The organism is Sphingomonas sp. (genome assembly GCF_017304615.1).
Taxonomy (GTDB): domain Bacteria; phylum Pseudomonadota; class Alphaproteobacteria; order Sphingomonadales; family Sphingomonadaceae; genus Sphingomonas.
On sequence record NZ_JAFKLZ010000002.1, the window covers coordinates 761,388 to 783,452 of the forward strand.

The window sequence follows — 22,065 nt, forward strand, 5'->3', positions numbered from 1 at the left end:
CAAAGCGGCGGCGCTTGGCCAGACCGTTGCCGAGTCTCCCCAACGCGGGACGGCAAGGCCATCCCGTCCCAGCGATGATCGATGGGCGGCTAGACGCCCTTGCGACCGAACCCGCGCGTGGTGGGCGTAAGGGGTGCCGCTGATTCACGGACTCGCTGCGTCGGAGCCACATCACTGTGTAACTCCGCCAGCCGTGCCGCTACGCGCGAATCGAACGGTTCGTTGACCATAGTGTCGTGCGGATAGTCGGAATAGGGCGACGACGAGCGCCGGTTGCCGTGCGACGCCAGATCGAACACGCCCCGGATCAACATGTTGCGGCCCCAGCGGATTGCCGACAGGAGGACGATCGCGAAGACGAAGGCGATCCAGCCCATCCCGCTCGACCGCCGCCCGCGCGCTGGCGGGGCGGCGATCGGTTCGCCGCGGTCCCCACCGGTATTGCCGTCTGCACTCCACGGATCCGCCGCTGCGCTCGTCCGCGTCGCGCTTGCGGGCGTCGGCGGGGTATATCCTTGGGTCGGGTCGTCGCCGAGCACGTAACGGAGGTCGGCCATGATCGTGGCGTCGGCCCGCAGGTATTTGTCGTCGTGATAGAGTACATATCCGGCCTCGCCGCCGGTCGTCGCGACGCTTGCGCCGTTCACGGTGCGGATCGGGTAGATATAGCCGAGATCGAAATACTGGCCGTCGCGTTCGAACGCAGGGATGTCGGGCAAATCGCGGACGAGATCGATCTTCTGTAGCGGCGTCATCACGTGACGACGGCCGTCATCGGCAGCGGCGGGTTGCGACGCTGCGGCGATGAGCGACGCGGCGAGCGTCAGGATCGGTCGGACAAATTGCTTCATCGTGGTGTCCTATGCCAGCCGGTCGGCATCGGTCCTGGCAGCAACGTGTAAAAATTGCCTGAAGCGGCCCGATCGTTTCGCTTTTGAATCGACTCGCTACGCCGACGTGCGGGGAGTAAGGTCTGGGCGATCAGAACGAAGGGGGAAATGCAATGGATACCATCCTGGGCATGTCGGTGCCGGCCTTTACGACGCTGCACGTCGCGATCAGCCTGATCGGCATTCTGGCGGGGCTGGTTTTTCTCGGCGGACTCGTCGCCGGTCGCTTCCTGCGCGGCTGGAACGGCGTGTTCCTGATCTTCACGATCCTGACCAGCGTTACGGGATTCTTCTTTCATTCCACGATGATCGGTCCGCCGCACATCGTCGGGGCGATCTCACTGGTAGTGCTCGCGATCGCGCTTTACGCGCTCTACGGTGCAAAGCGCGAGGGCGTCTGGAAACCGATCTACACGATCACGGCGACGATCGCGCAATGGTTCAACGTGTTCGTGCTGATCGTCCAGTCATTCCAGAAGATACCGGTGCTCAACCAGTTCGCGCCGACCGGCACCGAGCCGGCGTTTGGCGCGGCGCAGGGGATCGGGCTGCTGCTGTTCATCTATATCGGCTGGCGCGCGGTGAAGCGGGCCGCCTAGCGGCGGGCGGGAGCGGGGCCGGCTGGGGCTGCTCCCGCTCGCGCCTCACTGCGTCTGCGCGTCGTTCTTCTGGCGATAGATGGCGCGGCTGGTGCGGTTCTGCATCCGTCCCAGCCGGTAGCGCTCGCGCATGCTCAACCCGCCGCCATCGGCGCGGCTGCGTGCTTCGTACGCGTCGATCCGCCCTTCGCGGCGTTCGAGCCGGGCGCCTTCGCGCGGGGTCAGCGCGCCGCTGTTCAAGCCGTTCGCGATGCGCGTCTGCTGGCGGGATTGCCGCTGGTTGATCCGCGCATCGGCGGGCGTCGCCAGCGCCAGCGCGCTGAGGCCGGCGATACCGGCGAAAATGAACTTGTTACGCACGTCACTTCTCCTTTGATGGTCCTCAGGGAAGCATCAACGGGCGAAGCCGGGCGGTCCTTCGTTCAGATCCAGCCAGGCGCATGGACCAGTTCGAGCCGGATGCCGTCGGGGTCGGCGAAGAACACGGCATAATAGTCGCCCGAATATTGCGGGTAATGCGCCGGCGGGTCGAGCACGGTGATGCCGTAGTCGAGCAGCAGGGCGTGCAACCGGTCGACCTCGTCGCGGCTCGTCGCACGCCAGGCGAGGTGTTGGAGGCCCGGCGCATAGCCGTCATGCGTGCCGGGTTTTTTGGCCGCGCGGATGCCGAGCGACGCGCCGAACGGCTCGCGATCGCGAAGGTCCCATTCACACACTTCGGCGGTATTGCGCACCTGGGTATAACCGAGAAATTCGAGCACAGGGCCATAGACTCGCTTTGACGCGGCAACGTCGGTCACGCTTAGATCGATGTGATGGAAAGCACCGCGGGCTTCATCATCAGGCATGATTCGACTCCTGTGTAATTGGAACATAACATGAACACACCGACCGATTCGGAGGATGTCATGCTCGTTCAAACGCTCCATCGCCTGTTCTTCGCCATCAAGCCCACGCTTGCCGCCATTCCCGCGATCGAAGAGGCGCGGCGCCGATATTGTCCGGGCCGCGCGGTGCGGAACGAACATCTCCATGTCACGATGGAAATTTTCGATGACCATAGTGGTTTTCCGGCAGCATTGGCCGATACGCTGGTCGCGATCGGTGACGGACTCGACATGCCGGGGTTCGACCTGTCGCTTGATCGCGTGGTCGGGACGATGCGGTCGGTCGCCTTACGGCCTGGCGCGAGGTCGACCGGTCTGAAGTTGCTGCAACGTGCTATAGACGGGGCCGTTAGGGATGCCGGGCTGACTGTGCGCGACGGCTGGACGTTCAGTCCGCACGTGACGCTGGGCTATCGCGACGATAGACCGTTCGTGCGGTCGATCGTGCCGATCGTGTGGCATGTCGATGAACTCGTCCTGATCCACTCGTTCGTCGGTGAGACGCGGCATGAGATCATCGAGCGCTGGCCGCTCGCGCCGGAGTTACCTTTATTCCAGTGACGGCAGCGCCCAGTCGATCGGCTTCTCGTCTTGCGCGATCAGAAAGGCATTGGCTTTCGAGAACGGCTTGCTGCCGAAAAAGCCGTTATGCGCCGACAGCGGCGAGGGATGGGGCGAGCGCAGGACGAGGTGGCGGCCGCCGCGTTCGGTAGAATCGACGAACGCCGCCTTCTTCTGCGCGTGGCTGCCCCACAGGATGAACACGACAGGTTTTTCGCGCGCGTTGACCAGGCGGATCACGGCGTCGGTGAAGCGTTCCCAGCCGCGACCCTGATGCGAGGCGGCCATCCCCATCTGCACCGTCAGCACCGCGTTCAGGAGCAGCACGCCCTGTTCGGCCCAATGTTCGAGGAAGCCGTGCCGCGCGGGCGGGATGCCGAGATCGGTCTCCATTTCCTTGTAGATGTTGACCAGGCTCGGCGGCGTGCGCGTGCCGGGACGGACCGAGAAGCACAGGCCGTGCGCCTGCCCCTCGCCATGATAGGGATCCTGGCCGAGGATGACGACGCGGACCTGGTCGAGCGGAGTCAGGTCGAGCGCGCGGAACCAGTTCGATCCGCGCGGGAAGATGCGCTTGCCCGCCGCCTTCTCTGCGACGAGGAATTGACGCAGCGCCGTCATGTACGGATCGGCGAATTCGCCGCGCAGCGGTTCGAGCCAGCTCGGGTGCAGCTTGGGGTCGGCCATTGCGAAGCTTGACCGCAGCAGCCGGTGCGCTGTCAATGCACGGCATGATCCGCCTGCTCGCCGCGCTCCTTGCGCTTATCGCCACGCCAGCCTTAGCCGCCGCCGATCCGGCGGACGGGCTGCAACCCAAATTCACCGCGACGTCCAAATTCGTGCCCGCGCGCACCGTGCAGGTCTGGCTGCCGCCCGATTATGCCCGGTCGAAGCGGCGCTATCCGGTAATCTACCTGCACGACGGGCAGAATGTGTACGACGACCCGTCGCCCTGGTCGGGCAAGAGCTGGGCGGTGCACCGCGCGCTGGCGAAACTGATCGCCGAGCGAAAGGCGCGTGCCTCGATCCTTGTCGCGGTGTGGAGCAACGACAACCGGATCGGCGAATATATGCCGCAGGCCGCGGTGCCGCCTGTGGTGACGCCGGGCGATCCCAAGGCGACGGACTTGTTCAAGACGTTGCCGGTCGAACGCGCGAAGATCGCGGGCGACGCCTATCTCCGCTTCCTAGTCACCGAACTCAAACCGCTGATCGACCAACAGTATCGCACGCTGCGCGGTCCGCGCGACACGATGCTGATGGGGTCGAGCATGGGCGGGCTGATTTCCGCCTACGCACTGGCGCGCTACCCGACAATATTCGGCGCGGCGGCGTGCCTGTCGACCGCGTGGCCGATCGGCGACGGCTTCACCGAACGCTGGTTCGAAGCGCATCTGCCGAATGGGCGGCTCTATTTCGACTATGGCACCGGGACCAATGATGGCAGCATCGCGCCGTACCAGTCCCGGATCGACGCGGCCGCCGGAAACCGGGGCGGCCGCTGGGTCAGCCGGGCATTTGCCGGCGCGGAGCATAGCGAGCGCGCCTGGGCCGCTCGCGTGGACATTCCGCTCACCTTCCTGCTCGGCGGGAGGTGAAGCCTCTTCCCGATCAGGCGATCGGGAAGAGCGAGGTGGCGACGTTGATCAACACCGCCGAGCAGAGCAGCGCGCTGACGACCGAGAAGACGCTCTGGGCGGAATAGAAACGAACCGACATGATAAAACTCCCTTCGATGTTGCGATCGCCGGTTGATCCGGCGACCGATGTCAACAGCATTGCAGGGAGTGTGCCAGTTTTCTAAGATACTGATATATGAAGGAATATAATTTAAAACAAGCAGAGGATGGCGTCATTCGCCAACCCATGCGCTAATTTCGCGCCGGTAGTTGGGAAATATTGCCATCGCTATCACCCTTGATGACGTTGCGGCCGGCATCCTTCGCGGTGTAGAGCAAACGGTCGGCACGGCCCATCGCCGATCCCATCACTTCGCCGAATTCGTGTTCGCTTACCCCGCCCGAGAAAGTCACCGAGCCGAGTGGCGCGTCGGTTTCGCGCAGCCGGTATTTCTTGGCCGCGACCGTGCCGCGCGCGCCATCGAGCGTCGCAACGGCCTCCTCGACCGAAACGCCGGTAAACAAGATGGCGAATTCCTCTCCGCCATAGCGCGCGACGAGGTGCTGGCCGCACGCTTCGCGGAGCGCTTCGGCGATAACCTTGAGTACGCGGTCGCCGACGGCGTGGCCGAAACGGTCGTTGACCGACTTGAAATGGTCGATGTCGCACAGGCCGACGCAGATCGGTGCGCCGCTGTCGGCGGCGACGGAGAACGCATCCTCAAACGCGCGCCGGTTGGCGAGACCGGTCAACGGATCGCGACGCGCGTCATCACGCGCGGTTTCGAGTTCGCGGCGTAGCGCCTCCGCCTCGACGGTCGCGGCGGCGAGGCGTTCCTCGGCGGCCTGGACTCGGTCGAGCATCGCGTTCGCCAGTTGCGTGATGTCGTCCACCGCCGCACCGCTCGCGGCGCGGATGGCGTTCGCGCCGGCGAGCAGGTCGCGGCCGAACACTTGAGTCTCGGCGCGCATCGTGGCGACGGTGTCGGCGAAATCCTCCACCTGCATCTGGGTGCGCGCGACCAGCGCCTGCATCATCGCGTTGGGCGATTCGCCCGGCGGGCTCTCTGCCTCGGCAGGGCCATTTGGCGCAGTCGCGGCCGGCGCGCCCGCCTGGTGTCCCATTTCCTCGATGTCGCGCGACGTCAGCCGCACGCCGCCATCGGTGATCCGCGCGACATTGGCGGCGAGCGGCCCCTTCGGGTTGCTCAACACCCGATGCGCGAAGGTGTAGTTGATGGGATCGACGCTCAGCCGGTGATCGGACAGAAAGTCGCCGATCGCCAAGTATAGGCGATCGGACGGGCCGAACGACTGTCTATTCTGTGCCGCACTGGCCACCGTTATGGATCCGCTTCCCCGTTGTCCCCGGCCCGCTCTTTAGCGACAGAACCGCTAATAATGCGTTTCCGGCCTTATCGGATGGGGAAACGGCCTTTACGCGCGCTTATTTAAGGGCGCGGACTGCCTCCAGCGTCAGGCGGACGTGATCGGCGGCGCTCAGGTCGGAATGGACGAAGGTGATCTTGCCGTCGCGCGCGATGACATAGCTGGTGCGGTTGGTCGCCGGGCGCATCTTCTTGGTGACGGGGTCGGGGATCATGCGGCCGAGATCGACGTCATAGGCCTTTACGACTCGCGGGCCGGCGCTCGCCACCGCGAACTTGCCGGCGCATTTTTCCTGGCTGAACTTGGCGAGCCGATCGACCGTGTCGGTCGACATGCCGATCACCGTCGCGCCCGCCGCCTGGAACTGCGGCACCGCTTCGGAGAAGTCGTGCGCTTCCTGGTTGCACCCGCCGGTATAGGCCGCCGGGAAGAAATACAGCACGACCGGCCCCTTCTTGAGCTGGTGCGACAGGGTCAGGCGAAAGATCTTGCCGTCGATCGCGCCGCGCGTCGTGAAATCGGGGGCGACCGCGCCGGGCGACAAGGCGGCGACGGCGGGCACGGCCGCGAGGACGAGGGGAAGCGCAAGGAGGCGAAGGCGCATGGAGACTCTCCTGTAAGGAACGCCGCGCTTTCTAGACCCGCGCCGCGCGCGCCGCTAGGGGCGGAAACATGCGTATCACCGATGCCGACATTGCGCTCGCCCACGCCCTGGCCGACGCCGCGGGCGCGGCGATCCAGCCGCATTTCCGCGCGGCGGTCGACGTCGAGACAAAGGAGGACCAATCCCCCGTCACCGTCGCCGATCGCGCCGCCGAACAGGCGATGCGCTCCCTGCTCGCCGCGGAAGCGCCGCGCGACGGGATCGTCGGGGAGGAATTCGGCGCCACCGAGGGATCGACCGGGCGGCAATGGGTGCTCGACCCGATCGATGGCACGGTCAGCTTCGTCGCGGGGCGGCCGATCTTCGGCACGCTGGTCGCTTTGGTGCAGGACGGCTGGCCGGTGATCGGCGTGATCGATCAGCCGATCAGCGGCGAACGCTGGATCGGCGCGGCGGGGCGGCCGACCCTGTTCAAGGGCAAGCCGGTGCGGACTCGTGCCTGCCGCGAACTGGCCAACGCGACGCTCGCCACCACTGGCCCGCATTATTTCAGCGACCACGACGCGGAGCATTTCATGGCGCTCGCCGCCAAGTGCGCGCACAAACGGATGGTGTTCGGCGGCGACTGCTACAATTACGGCCTCGTCGCGAGCGGGCATGTCGACCTGGTCGTCGAATCGGGCCTCAAGCTTCACGACTTCGCCGCGCTGGTGCCGGTAGTCGAGGGCGCGGGCGGGATGATGTGCGACTGGTCGGGTGAGCCGCTGACCGCCGACAGCGCCGGCGACGTGATCGCCGCGGGCGACCCTGCGCGGATCGACGATGTTCTGGAGGCGCTGGCCTGTCGCGGCCACTGAGCGCGTCACTCCATCAGGCCTAGGCCGAGCAGCAGCGTGAAGAACAGGGTCAAGGTGATGTTCGCGAAAACCAGCAGCGCAATCGTCCGCCACAGCGCCGAGAACCAGCGCAGCGAATAGGCGCCGCGCAACTGCGCGAAGATATGCACCGGCGGCCCGAAAGCGATCAGCAAGCCATAGGTCCAGCCCGGCGCGTCGATCATCACCAGCAAGCTCACCACCGTCACCAGCAGCATCATGAACGACAGCGAGTAGGTGACGAAAATGGCGTGGTCGTAGAGTTTGTACTTGCGCCGCCATAGGAACAGCAACGCCACGAACGGCACGGAGATCGGGATCAGCGCCCAGCTGTATTTATAGGCCGAGCTTTGGAGCTTGTAGAGCGCGAGCTCTGGGTTCTTGTTCGCCTTCTTGATGCCCTTGTCGAGCGCGGGCCAGCCGCTGACGACCTTCTCGACCGCCTCGTCTCGCTTGCTCTCTGATGCCGCGTCGCCCGGTGCCGCCGCGACCGCGCCACGAGCCGCTTGCAACGCGGTGAGGGTCGTCTTGTAGCCGGTGATGTCGTCCTGCGTGTCTTCATCACCCTTGCCTGTCGCGATCCGCGCTTGCGCGCGCGCCAGTTTCGCCTGCACGCCGCCGATCTCGCCATCGATCCGCGCGAGTTTCTCGGCTTTGGTCTGCGGGCCACTGTCGAGGTTGAACTCGTTGCCGCCCATCGAATGGATCGCCGCGAACATCAGGAAGACGAAGAACAGGAAGAGCGCGAGCGGCGATACGAACCGCGCGCGTTCGCCGTCGATGTAGCGCCGCGTGAGGCTGCCCGGATGCGTGACGAGCATAGGGACGGTGCGCCACACCTTGCCCTCGAAATGGAATACGCCGTGAAGCAAGTCGTGCCCGATCGAGCTCAGCGTCTTGTGGACGTGCCCGTTCTGGCCGCAGGCGTGGCAAAACTCGCCGATCAGCGCGGTGCCGCAATTGAGGCAGACGCCGTGCGCGGCGTCAAGGCCATGCTCGCCCGCCTTCGGCTCGACCGCGCGACCCAGCAATGCGCCGGTCGCAATGTCGCCGGCCACCTCGATTCCCCCTGTCATGCGCGATGGATAGCATTGGGGCAGCTAAAGGCGATACCGTTTTGGCTGCGCAACACTCCATGGTATCGCGCTCTCTTATGGCGACGATAGTCGATGTCGAGCTTGATCCCGTTGCGCTGGTCGCGGCGCTGGGGCGGCATGCGCGCGTTGCAGCGGGCGAACTCGCCCGCCTGAGCACCGCCGACAAGCAGCTCGCGCTGGCCGCTATGGCGAAAGCGATCCGCGCGGCGGAGGCGGACATCCTGTCGGCCAACCGGATCGACATGGCGAACGCCGCCGATGCCGGGCTGTCGCCGGCAATGCTCGACCGGCTGAAGCTCACGCCGGACCGAATCGCCGCGATGGCCGACGGGGTCGCGACGATCGCGACGCTCAACGATCCGGTCGGCGAGATCGTCGATGAGACCGTGCCCGCCAACGGCATCCACTTGTCGCGCGTCCGCGTGCCGATCGGGGTGATCGGGATCATCTACGAAAGCCGCCCCAACGTCACCGCCGACGCCGCCGCTTTGTGCATCGGGTCGGGCAATGCGGTGATCCTGCGCGGCGGATCGGAGGCGGTCGAAAGCAACCGCGCGATCCACGCTGCTTTGGTCAAAGGGCTGAGCGATGCCGGGCTGCCCGCCGACGCGGTGCAACTCGTCCCCATCACCGACCGCGCGGCGGTCGGCGCGATGCTGGCGGGCGAGGGCGTGATCGACATGGTCGTGCCGCGCGGCGGCAAGGGGCTGGTCGCGCGCGTCCAGGCCGAGGCGCGCGTTCCCGTGCTCGCGCACCTCGACGGGATCAACCACGTCTTCGTTCACGCCTCCGCCGATCCGGCGATGGCCGAAAAGATCGTCGTCAACGCCAAGATGCGCCGCACCGGCATTTGCGGCGCGATGGAGACGTTGCTGATCGATCGCGACTATGCCCATGCCGCCGATCTGATCGCCGCACTTGCCGCATCGGGGTGCGAAGTGCGCGGCGACGAGGCCGCGCGCGCGATCGAACCCGCGCTCGTCCCGGCCAAAGATGCCGACTGGGACACCGAGTATCTGGAGGCGATCGCCAGCGTGCGCGTGGTCGACGGGCTCGACGGCGCGCTGTCGCACGTCGCCGCGCATGGATCGCACCACACCGACGCGATCGTCGCGAAAGATGCCGCCGCTGCCGAGCGTTTCCTGCGCGAGGTCGACAGCGCGATCGTGCTGTGGAACGCGTCGACTCAGTTCGCCGACGGCGGCGAGTTCGGGCTGGGCGCGGAAATCGGCATCGCCACGGGCCGGCTCCATGCGCGCGGCCCGGTCGCGCTCGAAGGGCTGACGACCTACAAGTGGATCGGCCGCGGCGCCGGGCAGGTGAGGCCCTGACGATTCTTTCGCCGTCGCCATTGCCGCCCCTTCGCCCGACCCCATATCGCGCGCGGCGGCGGGGGCTGCTTTCCAGGGAATTGTCGCATGCGCTATAACCAGCTTGGCCGCACCGGCCTGTTCGTTTCGGAACTTTGCCTAGGCACGATGACCTTCGGCAGCGGCGGCCGGTTCGCCGAGATAGCCGGGCTGGGCCAGGCCGAGGCCGACGCGCTGGTCAAGGCCGCGGTCGATGCCGGGGTCAATTTCCTCGACACCGCCAACGTCTATTCGGAAGGCCAGTCGGAGGAGATTACCGGCCAGGCGATCCGCAACCTCGGCCTGAAGCGCGAGGACATCGTGCTCGCGACCAAGGTGATGGGGTCGATGGGCGACGGACCCAATGACCGCGGCGCGACTCGCGGCCACATCATGGACCAAGTCAAAGCCAGCCTGAAACGGCTCGGCACCGATCATATCGACCTCTACCAGATCCACGGCTGGGACCCGGCGACCCCGGTCGAGGAAACCGTCCGCGCGCTCGACGACCTCGTCCGGCAGGGTCATGTCCGCTATGTCGGCGTGTCGAACTGGGCGGCGTGGCAAATCCAGAAGGCGCTCGGCGTAGCGGAGCATCGCGGGCTGGCGCGGTTCCAGTCGCTGCAGGCCTATTACACGATCGCGGGGCGCGACCTGGAACGCGAGCTGGTGCCGATGATGCGGTCCGAAGGGCTCGGCCTGATGGTGTGGAGCCCGCTGGCCGGCGGCTATCTGTCGGGTAAGTATCGCGACGGCACGGATGCTCAGGGGCGGCGGGCCAAGTTCGATTTCCCGCCGGTCGATCAAGCCCGCGGCGACAAGGTGATCGAGGCGATGGCGCCGATTGCCGATGCGCACGGCGTGTCGATCGCGACGATCGCGCTCGCTTGGCTGCTCCATCAGAAGCACGTGACCAGCGTCATCGTCGGGGCGAAGCGGCCCGACCAGCTCGCCGACAATCTGGCGTCGGTGGACGTCCTGCTGACCGCCGAGGAGCTGGCGACGCTCGACGCGGTGAGCGCGCTCCCCGCCGAATATCCCGGGTGGATGATCGGGTATCAAAGCGCGGTCCGAGCGGACCAGCTCAAGCAATCGCGCCAGGGAGGCTGACACGCGCATCGGTCTTCTCGGCGGGTCGTTCAACCCGGCGCATTCCGGACACCGCGCGATCAGCCTGGCGGCGATCGAGGCGCTGGCGCTCGACGAAGTGTGGTGGCTGGTGTCGCCGGGCAATCCGCTCAAGGACAAAGCGACCGACATGGCGCCGTTCAACGTTCGCTTCGCCTCGGCGCGGCGGATGGCGGCGCACGCGCCGATCCGCATCTCCGCGATCGAGCAACGGCTTGGCACGCGCTACACCGTCGATACGCTGGCGAAGGTCCAGCGGCTGTATCGCGGGCACGACTTCATCTGGCTGATGGGCGAGGACAATCTGCTCAATTTCGACCAGTGGAAGGGCTGGCGCTACATAGCGAAGTCGATCCCGATTGCGGTCATCGCGCGTCCGGGTTATGATCATGCCGCTCAGGCGGTCCCCGCCATGGGTTGGTTGCGGCGCTTTTTCCGGCCCGCACACCAGGCGAAGAACTGGACGACGTGGAGACTGCCGGCCCTCGTGCTGCTGCGCTTTCGCCCTGATCCGACCTCCGCTACCCGGCTGCGTGCGGCCGACCCGAACTGGCATCGCCGTTTTGCGCGGCGTGCCCCCGGCGCCGACAGCGCCGATCCACCCACTCAATAGGAACCGACTTGGCCACATCTCCTCATGCGTACCGCTCGTCCGATGCCGAAAGCGTCGAGGCGCTGCACCAGCTTGTCATGACGAGCCTCGACGACGATCAGGCGGTCGACACGATCTCGATCCCGCTCGCCGGCAAGTCGTCGATCGCCGATCACATGGTCATCGCCAGCGGCCGATCGACGCGTCAGGTCGCGTCGATGGCGCAGAAGCTCGCCGAACGGATCAAGGCCGAGACCGGCCGGTCCGCGCGGATCGAGGGGCTGCCGACCGCCGACTGGGTGCTGATCGACGCGGGCGACGTGATCGTCCACCTGTTCCGTCCCGAGGTCCGCAGCTTCTACAATCTCGAGCGGATGTGGGCGTTCGGCGATGCGCCCACGCCCTTAGCCCACTAGGGCGTTGCTGCTCCACATCGTGGCACGGGGGCGCGTAGGGCGCAGTCCCGAGGCGGAATTGGTCGATCGTTACCTGAAGCGCGTGTCGTGGCCGACGCGCGTAACCGAATTGCCCGATACCGGCGGAAAGATGCCGGCGCTTGACCCCCAGACGAAGATCGTGATGCTTGACGAGACCGGCGACACGCCGGGGTCGGTGGCGTTCGCCGACCGGCTCGGTAAGTGGCGCGACGACGGGGTGCGCGAAGTGCGCTTCCTCATCGGCGCGGCGGACGGGTTCGGCGACGACGAGCGCGCCGCGGCCGACTGGCTGGTGTCGTTCGGGCGGCTGACCTGGCCGCACATGCTGGCGCGGGCGATGCTGGCCGAGCAATTGTGGCGCGCATCGTCGATCCTTGCCAATCACCCCTATCACCGCGAAGGATAGAGCATGCGGTTCGCTCTGATCCCCGTCGCCCTCGCCCCGTTCGCGGTGGCGCTGCTCGCGAGCCAGGGGAATGCCCAGGACGGACAGGCTTCCGATGTCGCCGACCAGCAGCGCCGTCTGGTCGAGGCGCGCGCGCAATCCGCCGCCGCCGCCGATCGCGCGGCAAAGCTCGACGCCGCCGCCAGCAATGAGCGCGACCAGGCGGCCAAGGCGCTGGCCGAGGAACAGGCGCTCGCCGCCAAGGTGCAGCAGGCGCAGGCCGACATTGTCGCCGCGACCGCGCGGATCGCGCTCGTCGACCGCTTGCTGAGCGACCAGCAGCAGAAGCTCGCGGTGCAGCAGGGACCGATCGCGCGGCTCGTCGCTGCGCTCTGTTCGCTCGCGATGCGGCCCAGCTCGGTCGCGGTGATGCAGCCGGGATCGGTCGCCGACCTCGTCCATGTCCGCGCGGTGCTGGGTAGTACGTTGCCGCTGGTTCAGGCGCGCACCGCCGGTCTGCGCGGCGACCTCGACCGCAATCGCCGCTTGCGCGCCGACGCCCTGCTCGCGGCGCAAAGCCTCAGCGACAGCCGGCGGCGGTTCGAGGCCAACCGCGTCGCGCTCGCCAGGCTCGAGGCCGAGCACCGGCTCAAGTCGCAGAACCTGTCGCGCGGCGCGCTGGTGGAAAGCGACCGCGCGATCGGTCTGGGCGAACGCGCGCGCGACCTGGTCGACCAGATGCGGACGACGACCGACGCGGCGACCACCGCGGCGACGCTGGCGAAGCTGCCCGGGCCGTCGCTGCGCCGGGCGCAGCCCGGCGACTTGCCGCCGCTCGCGCTGTCCTGGTCGACCGCCTCGGCGCCGTGGAAGCTGCCCGTCGCGGGCAAGCTCGTCACCGGGTTCGGCGAAATATCCGACGCCGGCGTCACATCGCGCGGCCTGACCTTCGCGGTCGCGAGCGAGGCCGAGGTCATCGCGCCCGCCGCGGGCAAGGTGGTCTATGCCGGGCCGTTCCGGGGTTACGGTAACGTTGTCATCATCGACCATCGCGGCGGCTGGACGACATTGATTTCCGGCCTCGGCACGATGGCGGTCAAGCTCAACGATCCGGTGGGGCAGGGCGCGCGGATCGGCACAGCGCAACCCGGCGACGACCGCCGCATCACCGTCGAACTGCGCCGCAAGGGCCGCGCGGTGGACCCTGTCGCGCTGACCGGCTAAACGGTATTCGACACTCCATCCGATCGGACCCCTTCACCCACCATGGCTCGTGCATTTTCCTGGCTTCAGGCGACCGCGATCGCCGGCGCGGTCGCGCTCGTTCCCGTCGCCACGTCGGCGTCGGCCGCCGCCGATAGCGACACCTATCATGAGCTCGAGACGTTCATGACCGTGTTCAACCGGATCAAGGCATCCTACGTCGACAAGGTCGACGACAAGAAGCTGATCCGCGGCGCGATCGACGGCATGCTCGCCAGCCTCGACCCGCATTCGAGCTATGTCGACGCGGTCGATTTCCAGAACATGCAGATCCTGACGACCGGCAATTATGGCGGGCTCGGCCTCACCGTCACGATGCAGGATGGCGCGGTGAAGGTGATCGCGCCGCAGGAGGATACGCCCGCATTCCGCGCCGGGATCAAGTCGGGCGATTTCATCACCCATATCGACGGCAAGTTCATCTTCGGCGAGACGCTGGACGAAGCGATCACGTCGATGCGCGGCACGCCCGGCACCAAGATCACGCTGACCATCGTCCGTCCCGGCCGCGACAAACCGATCGAAGTCTCGCTGGTCCGCGAGGTCATCGTCCAGAAACCCGTCAAGTGGGAAGTCAAAGACGGCATCGGCTATATCAACATCAACACGTTCAGCGAGAATACCGGGGCCGATGTGCGCGCCGCGGTCTATGGCATCGAGAAAGCGCTGGGCCGCAAGCCGCTCGGCTATGTCGTCGATCTGCGCGACAATGGCGGAGGGTTGTTGAGCCAGGCGATCGAGGTCAGCGACGTGTTCCTGTCGTCGGGCGAGATCGTCAGCCAGCGCGGGCGCGAGAAGGACGACATCGAGCGGTATTATGCCAAGCCCGGCGACATGACCAACGGCGCGCCGGTGATCGTGCTGATCAATTCCGGCACCGCCAGCGCGTCGGAGATCGTCGCGGGCGCGTTGCAGGATCACCACCGCGCGCTGATCATGGGCGACCGCTCGTTCGGCAAGGGATCGGTGCAGACCCTGCTGCAGCTCAGCAGCGACAGTGCGCTGCGCCTCACCACGGCGCGGTATTTCACCCCGTCGGGCCGCTCGGTGCAGGAAGGCGGCATCCGCCCCGACATCGCCGTGCCGCAGATTTCCGACCCCGATTACAAGACCCGGCCGGTGTTCCGCGAGGCCGACTTGCGCAAACACCTGGTCAACGAGGTCAAGGCCGACAACGTCATCCTGGAGGAAGACACCAAGACCGATCCGCGATTCTCGGCGACGCCTGACGAACTGAAAAAGCGCGGCATCACCGATTTCCAGCTCTATTACGCGCTGCAGACGATCGGGCGGCTGGCGCGCGCGCCGGGGCCGGTGAAGCGCTGAGGACCGTATGACCAACCTTTCCAAGGCCCGCGCACTCGCGCTCCTGATACCCGCTGGATTGCTCGCGGGGGCGTGGGGGTCGCAACTGTTCGGCGGGCTGTACCCGTGCGAGATGTGCCATTGGCAGCGCTGGCCGCATTACGCGGCGGTGGTGATCGCGCTGCTCGCCTTCGTCCCCGCATTGCCGACGCGGCTGCTGGTGACACTCGCCGCGCTCGCCATCGCAGTCAGCGGCGCGATCGGCGTCGCGCACGCCGGGGTCGAATATCATTGGTGGCACGGTTTTACCGCCTGCACCAAGACGATCAGCGGCCCGGTCACGATCGACGATCTGATGAAGGCGCCGATCGTGCGCTGCGATCAGGCGCAATGGACCCTGTTCGGCATCTCGCTCGCCGGGTTCAACGCGATCATCTCGCTGGGCGGCGCGCTGACGATCTTCGCCATGCTGCTCCGCCGGGACCGCGCGCGGTGAGCGGCTGGCGCCCCGGTGATCGGCGGCCTGCGACCGATTCGATGATCCGGGTCGATCAGGCGGGCGAATATGGCGCGACGCGAATCTATGCGGGACAGCTCGCCGTGATGGGCGACCGCAGCGCGGCCGCGCGCGAGATCGCGGGCATGGCGCGGCAGGAGGAACGGCACCAGGCGTTCTTCGACAGACTGGTCGCCGAGCGTGGCGTCCGCCCGACGTTGCTCCAGCCATTCTGGAACGTCGCCGGCTTCGCGCTGGGCGCGGTGACAGCGGCAATCGGCCCCGAAGCCGCGATGGCTTGCACCGCCGCGGTCGAAACCGAGATCGACAAACATTATTCAGAACAGCTTCAGGTGCTGGGCGATAGCGATCCCGCATTGTCGGCGGCGATCGCGGAGTTCCAGGCGGATGAGGTCGAGCATCGCGACACCGCGCTGGCGCACGGGGCGGAATCGGCGCCGGCCTATCCGCTGATGTCGGCGGCGATCCGGCTGGGCTGCCGGCTGGCCATCGCCACCGCCAAGCGCGTATAGCCGCGCAGAGGAGGAGTGAGGATGCGAAGGATCGTTTTGGGCGCGGCCGCCGCGATGATCGCGCTTCCCGCCGCGGCGCAAACCGTATCGGGCCCGGGCGTTCCGCCGCCGCCCAAGCCGATCGGTCCGGGCACGGTGTCGAAGAACGCGCCGGTCAACGGCGTGCTCGTGCTCTATGGCAACGAACGCTGCCCGACCGACGCCAACGGTGCGGAAATCGTCGTCTGCACGCGGCGCGACGCCAACGAGCAGTTCCGCGTCCCCAAGGAATTGCGCGATTTCAAGATCACGCCGCAGAACGAAAGCTGGGCGTTGCGCGCGCAAGGTACGCTCGACACGGGCGGCGCCGGAATCGGCTCGTGCTCGGCGGTCGGACCTGGGGGCGGGATCGGCTGTTCGCGGCAGCAGTTCAAGCAGAACAAGGCGATCGACAAGCAGCGCGACAAGGACGAGGTCGAGGGTCAGCGGAGCAACTGATTCGCTATTCCACCGCGGCGCTTCGCAAAAGCGATTCAATTGACGACGCAACCACTCTAGGGTCCCTCCGCGACCGACCGGGGGACCCATGGCCACCATCTTCTTCAAGCCCAAGCCCGTCACATCGACCAGACCCGACGTTTATGAAAAACTGCTGGCGGGCGTCGCGACGATATTGCTGGTCATCGTCGTCGTCGCACTGGCGAAGGGGCGTGCCGACTGGGCACGCGTGCCGCGTGGTATCTGGCTGCACCTGGCGACGGTCACGGTCGCGCTCGTCCTCACGCCCTACATCCTGCTTCGCCCGCGGGGAACGCCGGTGCACCGGTTGCTCGGCAAGATATGGGTGGCCGCCATGGTCGCGACCGCCGCGATCAGCCTGTTCGTACGCTACAGCAACCCCGGCCATTTCAGCTTTATCCACATCCTGTCGGTGTTCGTGCTGGTGATGGCGCCGCGCGTATGGCTGACCGCGCGGCGCCATAACATTGCCGGGCATCGCATGGCGGTGCGCGGGCTGGTGACGGGGGCGCTAATCGTCGCGGGCTATTTCACGTTGATCGAGACGCGCCTGCTCGGGCACTGGCTGTTCGGCTGATATGCGCGTCCGCATTCTGTTGTTCGTGCTCGTATGGCTATCGTGTGCGTGGTTCGGGTCGTGGGCGCTCAACCCCAACAATTCAACGCGGATGTTCGCCGCGATCGCGCTGGTAGAGCGCGGCGACGCCAAAATCGACGAGTTCAGCAAGCTGACGATCGACAAGGCCGAATTCGACGGCCACGTCTATCTCGACAAGGCGCCGGGGATGACGTTGCTCGCGCTGCCCGCGATGGCGGCGGCGGAGCACGTCACCGTGCGACCGCCGATCCCGCCGACGGTTTGGGACCGTGATTTCGAACACTGGATGACGGTGCGGCTGAGGCTGGCGGTGGCGAGCGTGAGCGCGTTGTTGACCGCGCTGGCGGCGGTTGCGCTGTTCGATCTTGCGCTCGGGCTGACAGGGAGCGCCGGTGCGGCGTGCTTCGGGGCGATCACCTATGCGCTCGGCACGCCGATCTGGGGCTGGTCGACCACCTTGTTCGGGCACGCGCCGGTCGCCGACCTGTTCGTCATCGCGGTCTGGGCGTTGTGGCGGGGCGGGCAGGAGCGGGCGGTGCGGTTCGCCGTGATCGCCGGGGCGGCGCTGGGTCTCGCCGCGCTGATCGAGTTGCAGTCAGTGCTTGCCGGTTCGGTCATCGCCCTGTGGGGCGCGTTCCGCCTGCGCCGCCCCGCCCCGGTCGCCGCCGCGGCGCTGGCTGGTGCCGTCACGTTGCTGGTCCCGCTGATCGCCTATAACATGATCGCGTTCGGCACGCCGTTCCGGCTGGGGTATGAAGGCGTGCACGATTTCCCCGGCATGCAGCAGGGGCTGTTCGGGCTGACCAGCCCCAAGCTCGCGGTGCTGGCCGAAATCGTCGTCGGGATGCGCCGCGGCCTGTTGTGGGTCGCGCCGGTCCTGATCCTCGCGCCCTTCGGATTGTGGCAACTGGCCAAGCGCCAGCGGAGCCTGGCGGTCATGTTGGCTGCGGCGGCGCTCGTCGTGCTGCTCGTCAACGCGGCCTATGTCTATTGGGACGGCGGCAGTTCGACCGGCCCGCGTCACGCGATCCCCGTGATCGGACTGCTCGCGATCGGGCTTGCGTCCTATTGGTCGAGCCTGGTCTTTTGGTGGGAGCGGGCGCTGGCAGCGGCGATCCTGGGCGTGTCGGTCGCGATCAACCTCGCCATCGCCGCCGCCGACATCGTCGCGTCGGATGAGTATAAGTTCCCGCTCTGGGATCCGATCCTGAAAGTCGACTGGCCGACGGGGACGCTGCGCACGCTGCCCAGTGATTTCTTCGGCTATTCGCCGATCGCGGGGGTCGTGTTCTACCTGTGCATCGCGCTCCCGATCGCGGCGTTGCTGTGGTGGAGCGTCCGCTCATCACGCCAGGGAGCCTGACATGGCCAGCATTTCCGCTCTGCATATCGGTTTCGTGCTTTTCCCGGACATGACTCAGCTCGATTTCACCGGCCCGGCGCAAGTGCTGACGCGAATGGGCAACACGACGATCGATCTGGTCGCGAAGTCTCTCGATCCGGTGCCGACCGACGCCGGTTTCACGCTTCAGCCGACCGCGACCTTCGCGACCGCGCGGATGCCCGACATTCTGTTCGCGCCGGGCGGGTTCGGCGTGGTGCCGGCGATGGAAGATATGGAGACCGTCGCCTGGGTGCGCGAAGCCGGGGCGCAGGCGCAATGGGTCACGGCGGTATGCACCGGCGCGCTGCTGCTCGGTGCGGCTGGGCTGCTCGAGGGGTATCGCGCGACGACGCACTGGGCGTCGCACCACAACCTCGCCTTGTTCGGGGCCGAGCCGGTCCACGAACGCTATGTGTTCGACCGCAATCGCGTGACCGGCGGCGGGGTGACGGCGGGGATCGATTTCGGCCTCGCCTTGGTCGCGGCGATCCGCGGCGACGCGCACGCCAAGTTCGTGCAGCTCAGCATCGAATACGATCCGCACCCGCCGTTCGACGCCGGCTCCCCCGACAAGGTCGAACCGGAAATCCTCGACCGTTACCGGAAGATGGCCGAGCGGATGGCGGGCGATCGCGACGCGCGGACGCGCGCGGTGGCGGAGAAGCTCAGCCTTTCCTGACCCCACGAACGCGGTGCCAGATGTAGAAGGCGACCGCCGCGACCAGCACCAGTCCGATCACCAGATCGGCCGAGTGGAACGCCGCCTTCAACCGCGGGTCGCTGTCCCACGCGCTGCCCAGCTTCATGCCGACCCAGGCAAGCCCGAAACACCATGGCCACGACCCGATGAAGGTATAGACGTGGAACGGCACCAGCTTCATCCGCGCGACCCCGGCGGGGAAGGCGATGAAGCTGCGGATCACCGGGAGCAGCCGCCCGATCAGCACCGCGATCGACCCGTATCGCTCGAAGAAGCGGTCGGCGGCGTCGATCTCGCCCGGCCCGATCAGGACATATTTGCCCCATTTGAGCGCTAGCGGCCGCCCGCCGCGCTTGCCGACCTCATAGGCGACGATCGACCCAAGATTGCACCCGATCGCCCCTGCTGTCGCAGCGAGATACAGGTCGAACCGCCCGGTCGAGACCAGATACCCCGCGAACGGCATGATGATCTCGCTGGGCAGCGGAATGCATGCACTCTCGATCGCCATCAGCACGACGATCCCGAGATAGCCGCCGGTCGAAATGACCCAGATGGTGAAGACCGCCAGCGTTGAGATGATTTTCTCGATCATGGGTAGCGGCGATGCGGGAGCGTGCGCGGACGGTCAAGCGCCGATGATTAACCCTGTCGTTTCAACGATTCTTCAGCGCTGATCGGGCAGTATTCCTGTCAGGAATCGGGGACCTGCAATGATCAAACGGGGCATCTTCACTGGGCTGCTGGCGCTCGCGCTCGTGGGGTGCAACTGGATCGGCAACGGCTATTCGCATGTCGTCGACCGGTCGCAGGCCGACGTCGTCGCCGCGCTTGAGGACCTCGACATCTCCGCCCAGCCCGGCAATCCCGGCACTGACCCCAGCCTGTCGGGCGGGGTCAAGCCCGACATCCGGCTCGAAAAGGCAGCCGATCATATGACGTGGTGGGTGATGGCAGGCGACAAGGTCGCTACGATCATGACCGCGACCTTCGAGCAACTGGACGGCGGCAAACGCACGCGCGTCACCACCAGCGTCAAGCGCGGCGATGCGCCCGACGACATGGTGTCGCCGACGTTCCGTTCTACCGGGATCACCTCCGGCCTGTTTTCGTTGGCGGTCGAAGGCGAGCTCAACAAGCTGACCGACGGCCCCCGCGCCAGCGCCGAGGAGTGCGCGAAAATGGTCGAGGCGTGGCGGGCCGCCGGCGAGAACGATATGATGAACCGCCCGCGCGAAGACCCGAAGAACCTGACTCAGGCGATCGGCGAGGGCGCGCGCAACGTGATCAAGCTGCAGGCGATGGCGGACAAATTGCGCCGTGCCGGGTGCCCGATGAACGGCGGTGCCGACTTCAAGCCGGTGTCGAGCGAGATGCGCCCCGCCGACGACAATGGCGGTCCTAGCGATTATCCGACGCCCCGCGAAACGTCGAAGGTCGATACGTCCGCCGACGGCATCCCGGACAATTAAGAGGCCGCTGCCGCGGCGGCTTTCAGGTCGGCGACGAACTTCGCATATTCCTCGCGTCTGGCCGCTTCGTCGGGGAGGCGGAGCAGGAAGCTTGGATGGACGGTGATCCACGCCATGCCGCCGTCGGGCAGCTCGAGCGCGCGACCGCGCTCGCGGCCGATCGTCATCGCCTTGCCGAACAGGCTATGCGCGGCGGTTGCGCCCAGCGCCACGGTCATCTTCGGCTTCACCAGCGCCAGTTCCTGGTCGATCCACCAGCGGCATGCGGTGATCTCCCCGGCATCGGGTTTCGAATGGATGCGGCGCTTGCCGCGCAGCTCGTATTTGAAATGCTTGACGGCGTTGGTGATATAGACGCGCGCCCGGTCCACGCCGGCATCCGCCATCGCGCGGTCGAACACTTGCCCCGCGGGACCGACGAACGGACGGCCCGCCAGATCCTCCTGATCCCCAGGCTGCTCGCCGACGAACATCAGGTCGGCATCGACTGGTCCCTCGCCGAACACCGTTTGCGTCGCGTGCCTGTGGAGGTGGCAGCGGGTGCAGCCCATCGCTTCCTCGCGCAGCGCTTCCCAAGCCGCCTGGATGTTGCCTCCGGATATGGTCTTGGCCTTTGCCGTCGCCACCATTTCGCTCTCCCGCGCCTGCGCACCAGCGATCAACGCCGGCACCAACGTGGTCTCGGGCATGTTTTTCCAATATTTGCGCGGCATTTCCTTCAGCATCGCGCCGACCTTGACCCGCGCGGGATTGAAGATTGACGCATAATAGGTCTTCCACATCGCCTCGATCGAGTCGCCCTCCGGCGCGTCGGCCTTGGTCGCGCCGGGCCCTTCGGTCAGCCGCTTGCCGTCCCAGTGGATGGCGAGTTGGGGCGTCAGGATCGACCAGCGCATCGTCGCGAAGCGATTGACGAAGAACGCCGCGTTGGCGCGGACGATGTGGAACTCGGGCTCGAACCACGCCACGTAGCGTGTGGCGCCGTCGTCGTGGACCTCGCGGAAGCGGACGAAGGCGCGCATCTTGTGGATGTCGCGGCGGACCGCCTTGGCGAACCCTTCGAGCTTGCGGACCAGTGGATCGGCCTGGTCCTCCATCAGCTTCGGTTGGTCGCGCAGCCGCACCAGCAGCGTGTGGAGCAACGCGAACCGCTCGCGATCGTCGTGCAGGATGGCCTTGCGCGCGAGGTCGATGAAGGGCCGAGGCACCGAAAACACGCCAGTCGCGAGCGGGGCGAGCTGCACTTGCCCGGCGAACAGTTCGCCCGGCTCGTCGCCGACCTGCCACCCGACCTGATCGGGTGGGACGTGATCTATCACAAGGCCCCGCACAGTGTCGCGCCAGCCGCCGAAATCGTCCTCCGCCTCCAGCGTGATCACGCGCATGGCACGTCAACCGGCGAGC

The 22,065-nt window shown here is 66.5% G+C and carries 27 protein-coding genes; 18 read left to right on the forward strand and 9 right to left on the reverse strand.

Translation table 11 applies throughout. The features are described 5' to 3' along the window. Window positions 1–89 precede the first annotated feature (89 nt). A complete protein-coding gene (locus tag J0J06_RS11980) occupies window positions 90–851 on the reverse strand; it encodes a hypothetical protein (RefSeq protein ID WP_294042207.1) in 762 nt (253 codons plus the stop codon). A gap of 152 nt (window positions 852–1,003) precedes the next feature. Between J0J06_RS11980 and J0J06_RS11985 the strand changes: the two genes are divergently transcribed. Next, complete coding sequence (locus J0J06_RS11985) at window positions 1,004–1,489, forward strand: hypothetical protein (RefSeq protein WP_294042209.1); 486 nt, start codon at window positions 1,004–1,006, stop codon at window positions 1,487–1,489. A 45-nt stretch (window positions 1,490–1,534) separates the two neighbouring features. Here the strand turns inward: J0J06_RS11985 and J0J06_RS11990 are convergent, their stop codons facing one another. Together J0J06_RS11990 and J0J06_RS11995 are read right to left on the reverse strand one after the other, a co-directional pair. After that, window positions 1,535–1,849 carry a hypothetical protein gene (locus J0J06_RS11990; RefSeq protein WP_294042211.1) on the reverse strand — a complete coding sequence of 105 codons (315 nt, stop codon included), beginning with the start codon at window positions 1,847–1,849 and terminating at the stop codon, window positions 1,535–1,537. 62 nt (window positions 1,850–1,911) lie between these two features. Continuing rightward, window positions 1,912–2,337, reverse strand: coding sequence for a VOC family protein (locus J0J06_RS11995; protein WP_294042213.1), 426 nt, complete (start codon window positions 2,335–2,337; stop codon window positions 1,912–1,914). Window positions 2,338–2,367: 30 nt separating this feature from the next. On the opposite strand from J0J06_RS11995, the gene J0J06_RS12000 reads away from it, so the two are divergent. After that, the gene (locus J0J06_RS12000; protein ID WP_294042215.1) at window positions 2,368–2,937 is read left to right on the forward strand and encodes a 2'-5' RNA ligase family protein; all 570 of its coding nucleotides are present in this window, start codon (window positions 2,368–2,370) and stop codon (window positions 2,935–2,937) included. On the opposite strand, the gene ung is transcribed toward J0J06_RS12000, so the two are convergent. Further along, the gene (gene ung / locus J0J06_RS12005) at window positions 2,926–3,624 is read right to left on the reverse strand and encodes a uracil-DNA glycosylase (protein WP_294042217.1); all 699 of its coding nucleotides are present in this window, start codon (window positions 3,622–3,624) and stop codon (window positions 2,926–2,928) included. The two genes, J0J06_RS12000 and ung, sit on opposite strands and share 12 nt — an antisense overlap. Before the next feature lie 8 nt (window positions 3,625–3,632). Between ung and J0J06_RS12010 the strand changes: the two genes are divergently transcribed. Beyond that, window positions 3,633–4,535: an alpha/beta hydrolase-fold protein gene (locus J0J06_RS12010; RefSeq protein ID WP_294042219.1), complete on the forward strand. Its 903-nt coding sequence runs from the start codon at window positions 3,633–3,635 to the stop codon at window positions 4,533–4,535. Window positions 4,536–4,808: 273 nt separating this feature from the next. Here the strand turns inward: J0J06_RS12010 and J0J06_RS12015 are convergent, their stop codons facing one another. Next, the gene (locus tag J0J06_RS12015) at window positions 4,809–5,843 is read right to left on the reverse strand and encodes a GGDEF domain-containing protein (RefSeq protein WP_294042220.1); all 1,035 of its coding nucleotides are present in this window, start codon (window positions 5,841–5,843) and stop codon (window positions 4,809–4,811) included. Between the two features lie 160 nt (window positions 5,844–6,003). Then, window positions 6,004–6,549: a peroxiredoxin gene (locus J0J06_RS12020; RefSeq protein ID WP_294042222.1), complete on the reverse strand. Its 546-nt coding sequence runs from the start codon at window positions 6,547–6,549 to the stop codon at window positions 6,004–6,006. A gap of 68 nt (window positions 6,550–6,617) precedes the next feature. On the opposite strand from J0J06_RS12020, the gene hisN reads away from it, so the two are divergent. Beyond that, window positions 6,618–7,406 carry a histidinol-phosphatase gene (gene hisN, locus J0J06_RS12025; protein ID WP_294042224.1) on the forward strand — a complete coding sequence of 263 codons (789 nt, stop codon included), beginning with the start codon at window positions 6,618–6,620 and terminating at the stop codon, window positions 7,404–7,406. Window positions 7,407–7,411: 5 nt separating this feature from the next. Here the strand turns inward: hisN and J0J06_RS12030 are convergent, their stop codons facing one another. Further along, on the reverse strand, window positions 7,412–8,500 hold the full coding sequence (locus tag J0J06_RS12030) for a DUF3667 domain-containing protein (protein ID WP_294042226.1): 1,089 nt from the start codon (window positions 8,498–8,500) through the stop codon (window positions 7,412–7,414). 77 nt (window positions 8,501–8,577) lie between these two features. Between J0J06_RS12030 and J0J06_RS12035 the strand changes: the two genes are divergently transcribed. From J0J06_RS12035 to J0J06_RS12095, 13 genes are all read left to right on the forward strand, one after another. Beyond that, window positions 8,578–9,852 carry a glutamate-5-semialdehyde dehydrogenase gene (locus J0J06_RS12035; RefSeq protein ID WP_294042228.1) on the forward strand — a complete coding sequence of 425 codons (1,275 nt, stop codon included), beginning with the start codon at window positions 8,578–8,580 and terminating at the stop codon, window positions 9,850–9,852. 87 nt (window positions 9,853–9,939) lie between these two features. Further along, window positions 9,940–10,980 (forward strand): aldo/keto reductase, encoded by a 1,041-nt coding sequence (locus J0J06_RS12040; protein WP_294042229.1) that lies wholly within the window; start codon window positions 9,940–9,942, stop codon window positions 10,978–10,980. A gap of 7 nt (window positions 10,981–10,987) precedes the next feature. Next, window positions 10,988–11,611, forward strand: a complete 624-nt coding sequence (locus J0J06_RS12045; RefSeq protein WP_294042503.1) for a nicotinate-nucleotide adenylyltransferase — start codon at window positions 10,988–10,990, stop codon at window positions 11,609–11,611. A gap of 77 nt (window positions 11,612–11,688) precedes the next feature. After that, window positions 11,689–12,006: a ribosome silencing factor gene (rsfS, locus tag J0J06_RS12050; protein ID WP_294042504.1), complete on the forward strand. Its 318-nt coding sequence runs from the start codon at window positions 11,689–11,691 to the stop codon at window positions 12,004–12,006. A 4-nt stretch (window positions 12,007–12,010) separates the two neighbouring features. Then, entirely contained in the window at window positions 12,011–12,433 is a 423-nt protein-coding gene (locus J0J06_RS12055) for a 23S rRNA (pseudouridine(1915)-N(3))-methyltransferase RlmH (protein WP_294042231.1), read from the forward strand. Window positions 12,434–12,436: 3 nt separating this feature from the next. Continuing rightward, window positions 12,437–13,636, forward strand: coding sequence for a peptidoglycan DD-metalloendopeptidase family protein (locus tag J0J06_RS12060; RefSeq protein WP_294042233.1), 1,200 nt, complete (start codon window positions 12,437–12,439; stop codon window positions 13,634–13,636). A 42-nt stretch (window positions 13,637–13,678) separates the two neighbouring features. Beyond that, window positions 13,679–15,001, forward strand: coding sequence for a S41 family peptidase (locus tag J0J06_RS12065; RefSeq protein WP_294042235.1), 1,323 nt, complete (start codon window positions 13,679–13,681; stop codon window positions 14,999–15,001). Window positions 15,002–15,008: 7 nt separating this feature from the next. Next, window positions 15,009–15,476: a disulfide bond formation protein B gene (locus tag J0J06_RS12070; protein WP_294042236.1), complete on the forward strand. Its 468-nt coding sequence runs from the start codon at window positions 15,009–15,011 to the stop codon at window positions 15,474–15,476. A gap of 41 nt (window positions 15,477–15,517) precedes the next feature. Next, window positions 15,518–16,009 (forward strand): demethoxyubiquinone hydroxylase family protein, encoded by a 492-nt coding sequence (locus J0J06_RS12075; protein WP_294042506.1) that lies wholly within the window; start codon window positions 15,518–15,520, stop codon window positions 16,007–16,009. A 21-nt stretch (window positions 16,010–16,030) separates the two neighbouring features. Further along, a complete protein-coding gene (locus J0J06_RS12080) occupies window positions 16,031–16,486 on the forward strand; it encodes a hypothetical protein (RefSeq protein ID WP_294042238.1) in 456 nt (151 codons plus the stop codon). An 88-nt stretch (window positions 16,487–16,574) separates the two neighbouring features. Beyond that, on the forward strand, window positions 16,575–17,084 hold the full coding sequence (locus tag J0J06_RS12085) for a DUF2306 domain-containing protein (protein ID WP_294042240.1): 510 nt from the start codon (window positions 16,575–16,577) through the stop codon (window positions 17,082–17,084). A gap of 1 nt (window position 17,085) precedes the next feature. Continuing rightward, a complete protein-coding gene (locus J0J06_RS12090) occupies window positions 17,086–18,468 on the forward strand; it encodes a hypothetical protein (RefSeq protein WP_294042242.1) in 1,383 nt (460 codons plus the stop codon). A 1-nt stretch (window position 18,469) separates the two neighbouring features. Then, the gene (locus J0J06_RS12095; RefSeq protein WP_294042244.1) at window positions 18,470–19,168 is read left to right on the forward strand and encodes a DJ-1/PfpI family protein; all 699 of its coding nucleotides are present in this window, start codon (window positions 18,470–18,472) and stop codon (window positions 19,166–19,168) included. Here the strand turns inward: J0J06_RS12095 and J0J06_RS12100 are convergent. Then, window positions 19,155–19,784: a DedA family protein gene (locus J0J06_RS12100; protein WP_294042247.1), complete on the reverse strand. Its 630-nt coding sequence runs from the start codon at window positions 19,782–19,784 to the stop codon at window positions 19,155–19,157. The genes J0J06_RS12095 and J0J06_RS12100 overlap by 14 nt on opposite strands. A 118-nt stretch (window positions 19,785–19,902) precedes the next feature. Between J0J06_RS12100 and J0J06_RS12105 the strand changes: the two genes are divergently transcribed. Beyond that, window positions 19,903–20,661, forward strand: a complete 759-nt coding sequence (locus J0J06_RS12105; protein WP_294042249.1) for a hypothetical protein — start codon at window positions 19,903–19,905, stop codon at window positions 20,659–20,661. Here the strand turns inward: J0J06_RS12105 and J0J06_RS12110 are convergent. Then, on the reverse strand, window positions 20,658–22,046 hold the full coding sequence (locus tag J0J06_RS12110; RefSeq protein ID WP_294042251.1) for a UdgX family uracil-DNA binding protein: 1,389 nt from the start codon (window positions 22,044–22,046) through the stop codon (window positions 20,658–20,660). The two genes, J0J06_RS12105 and J0J06_RS12110, sit on opposite strands and share 4 nt — an antisense overlap. Between the last annotated feature and the right edge of the window lie 19 nt (window positions 22,047–22,065).

Coding starts and splice junctions, on each gene's coding strand:
- J0J06_RS12020 (WP_294042222.1), bottom strand. CDS start 6,549: ATGCGCCTTCGCCTCCTTGCGCTTCCCCTCGTCCTCGCGGCCGTGCCC.
- J0J06_RS11980 (WP_294042207.1), bottom strand. CDS start 851: ATGAAGCAATTTGTCCGACCGATCCTGACGCTCGCCGCGTCGCTCATC.
- J0J06_RS12110 (WP_294042251.1), bottom strand. CDS start 22,046: ATGCGCGTGATCACGCTGGAGGCGGAGGACGATTTCGGCGGCTGGCGC.
- J0J06_RS12075 (WP_294042506.1), top strand. CDS start 15,518: ATGATCCGGGTCGATCAGGCGGGCGAATATGGCGCGACGCGAATCTAT.
- hisN (WP_294042224.1), top strand. CDS start 6,618: ATGCGTATCACCGATGCCGACATTGCGCTCGCCCACGCCCTGGCCGAC.
- J0J06_RS11995 (WP_294042213.1), bottom strand. CDS start 2,337: ATGCCTGATGATGAAGCCCGCGGTGCTTTCCATCACATCGATCTAAGC.
- J0J06_RS12030 (WP_294042226.1), bottom strand. CDS start 8,500: ATGACAGGGGGAATCGAGGTGGCCGGCGACATTGCGACCGGCGCATTG.
- J0J06_RS11985 (WP_294042209.1), top strand. CDS start 1,004: ATGGATACCATCCTGGGCATGTCGGTGCCGGCCTTTACGACGCTGCAC.
- J0J06_RS12060 (WP_294042233.1), top strand. CDS start 12,437: ATGCGGTTCGCTCTGATCCCCGTCGCCCTCGCCCCGTTCGCGGTGGCG.
- J0J06_RS12040 (WP_294042229.1), top strand. CDS start 9,940: ATGCGCTATAACCAGCTTGGCCGCACCGGCCTGTTCGTTTCGGAACTT.
- J0J06_RS12100 (WP_294042247.1), bottom strand. CDS start 19,784: ATGATCGAGAAAATCATCTCAACGCTGGCGGTCTTCACCATCTGGGTC.
- rsfS (WP_294042504.1), top strand. CDS start 11,689: ATGACGAGCCTCGACGACGATCAGGCGGTCGACACGATCTCGATCCCG.
- ung (WP_294042217.1), bottom strand. CDS start 3,624: ATGGCCGACCCCAAGCTGCACCCGAGCTGGCTCGAACCGCTGCGCGGC.
- J0J06_RS12085 (WP_294042240.1), top strand. CDS start 16,575: ATGGCCACCATCTTCTTCAAGCCCAAGCCCGTCACATCGACCAGACCC.
- J0J06_RS12035 (WP_294042228.1), top strand. CDS start 8,578: ATGGCGACGATAGTCGATGTCGAGCTTGATCCCGTTGCGCTGGTCGCG.
- J0J06_RS12095 (WP_294042244.1), top strand. CDS start 18,470: ATGGCCAGCATTTCCGCTCTGCATATCGGTTTCGTGCTTTTCCCGGAC.
- J0J06_RS12070 (WP_294042236.1), top strand. CDS start 15,009: ATGACCAACCTTTCCAAGGCCCGCGCACTCGCGCTCCTGATACCCGCT.
- J0J06_RS12090 (WP_294042242.1), top strand. CDS start 17,086: ATGCGCGTCCGCATTCTGTTGTTCGTGCTCGTATGGCTATCGTGTGCG.
- J0J06_RS12080 (WP_294042238.1), top strand. CDS start 16,031: ATGCGAAGGATCGTTTTGGGCGCGGCCGCCGCGATGATCGCGCTTCCC.
- J0J06_RS12000 (WP_294042215.1), top strand. CDS start 2,368: ATGAACACACCGACCGATTCGGAGGATGTCATGCTCGTTCAAACGCTC.
- J0J06_RS12065 (WP_294042235.1), top strand. CDS start 13,679: ATGGCTCGTGCATTTTCCTGGCTTCAGGCGACCGCGATCGCCGGCGCG.
- J0J06_RS12105 (WP_294042249.1), top strand. CDS start 19,903: ATGATCAAACGGGGCATCTTCACTGGGCTGCTGGCGCTCGCGCTCGTG.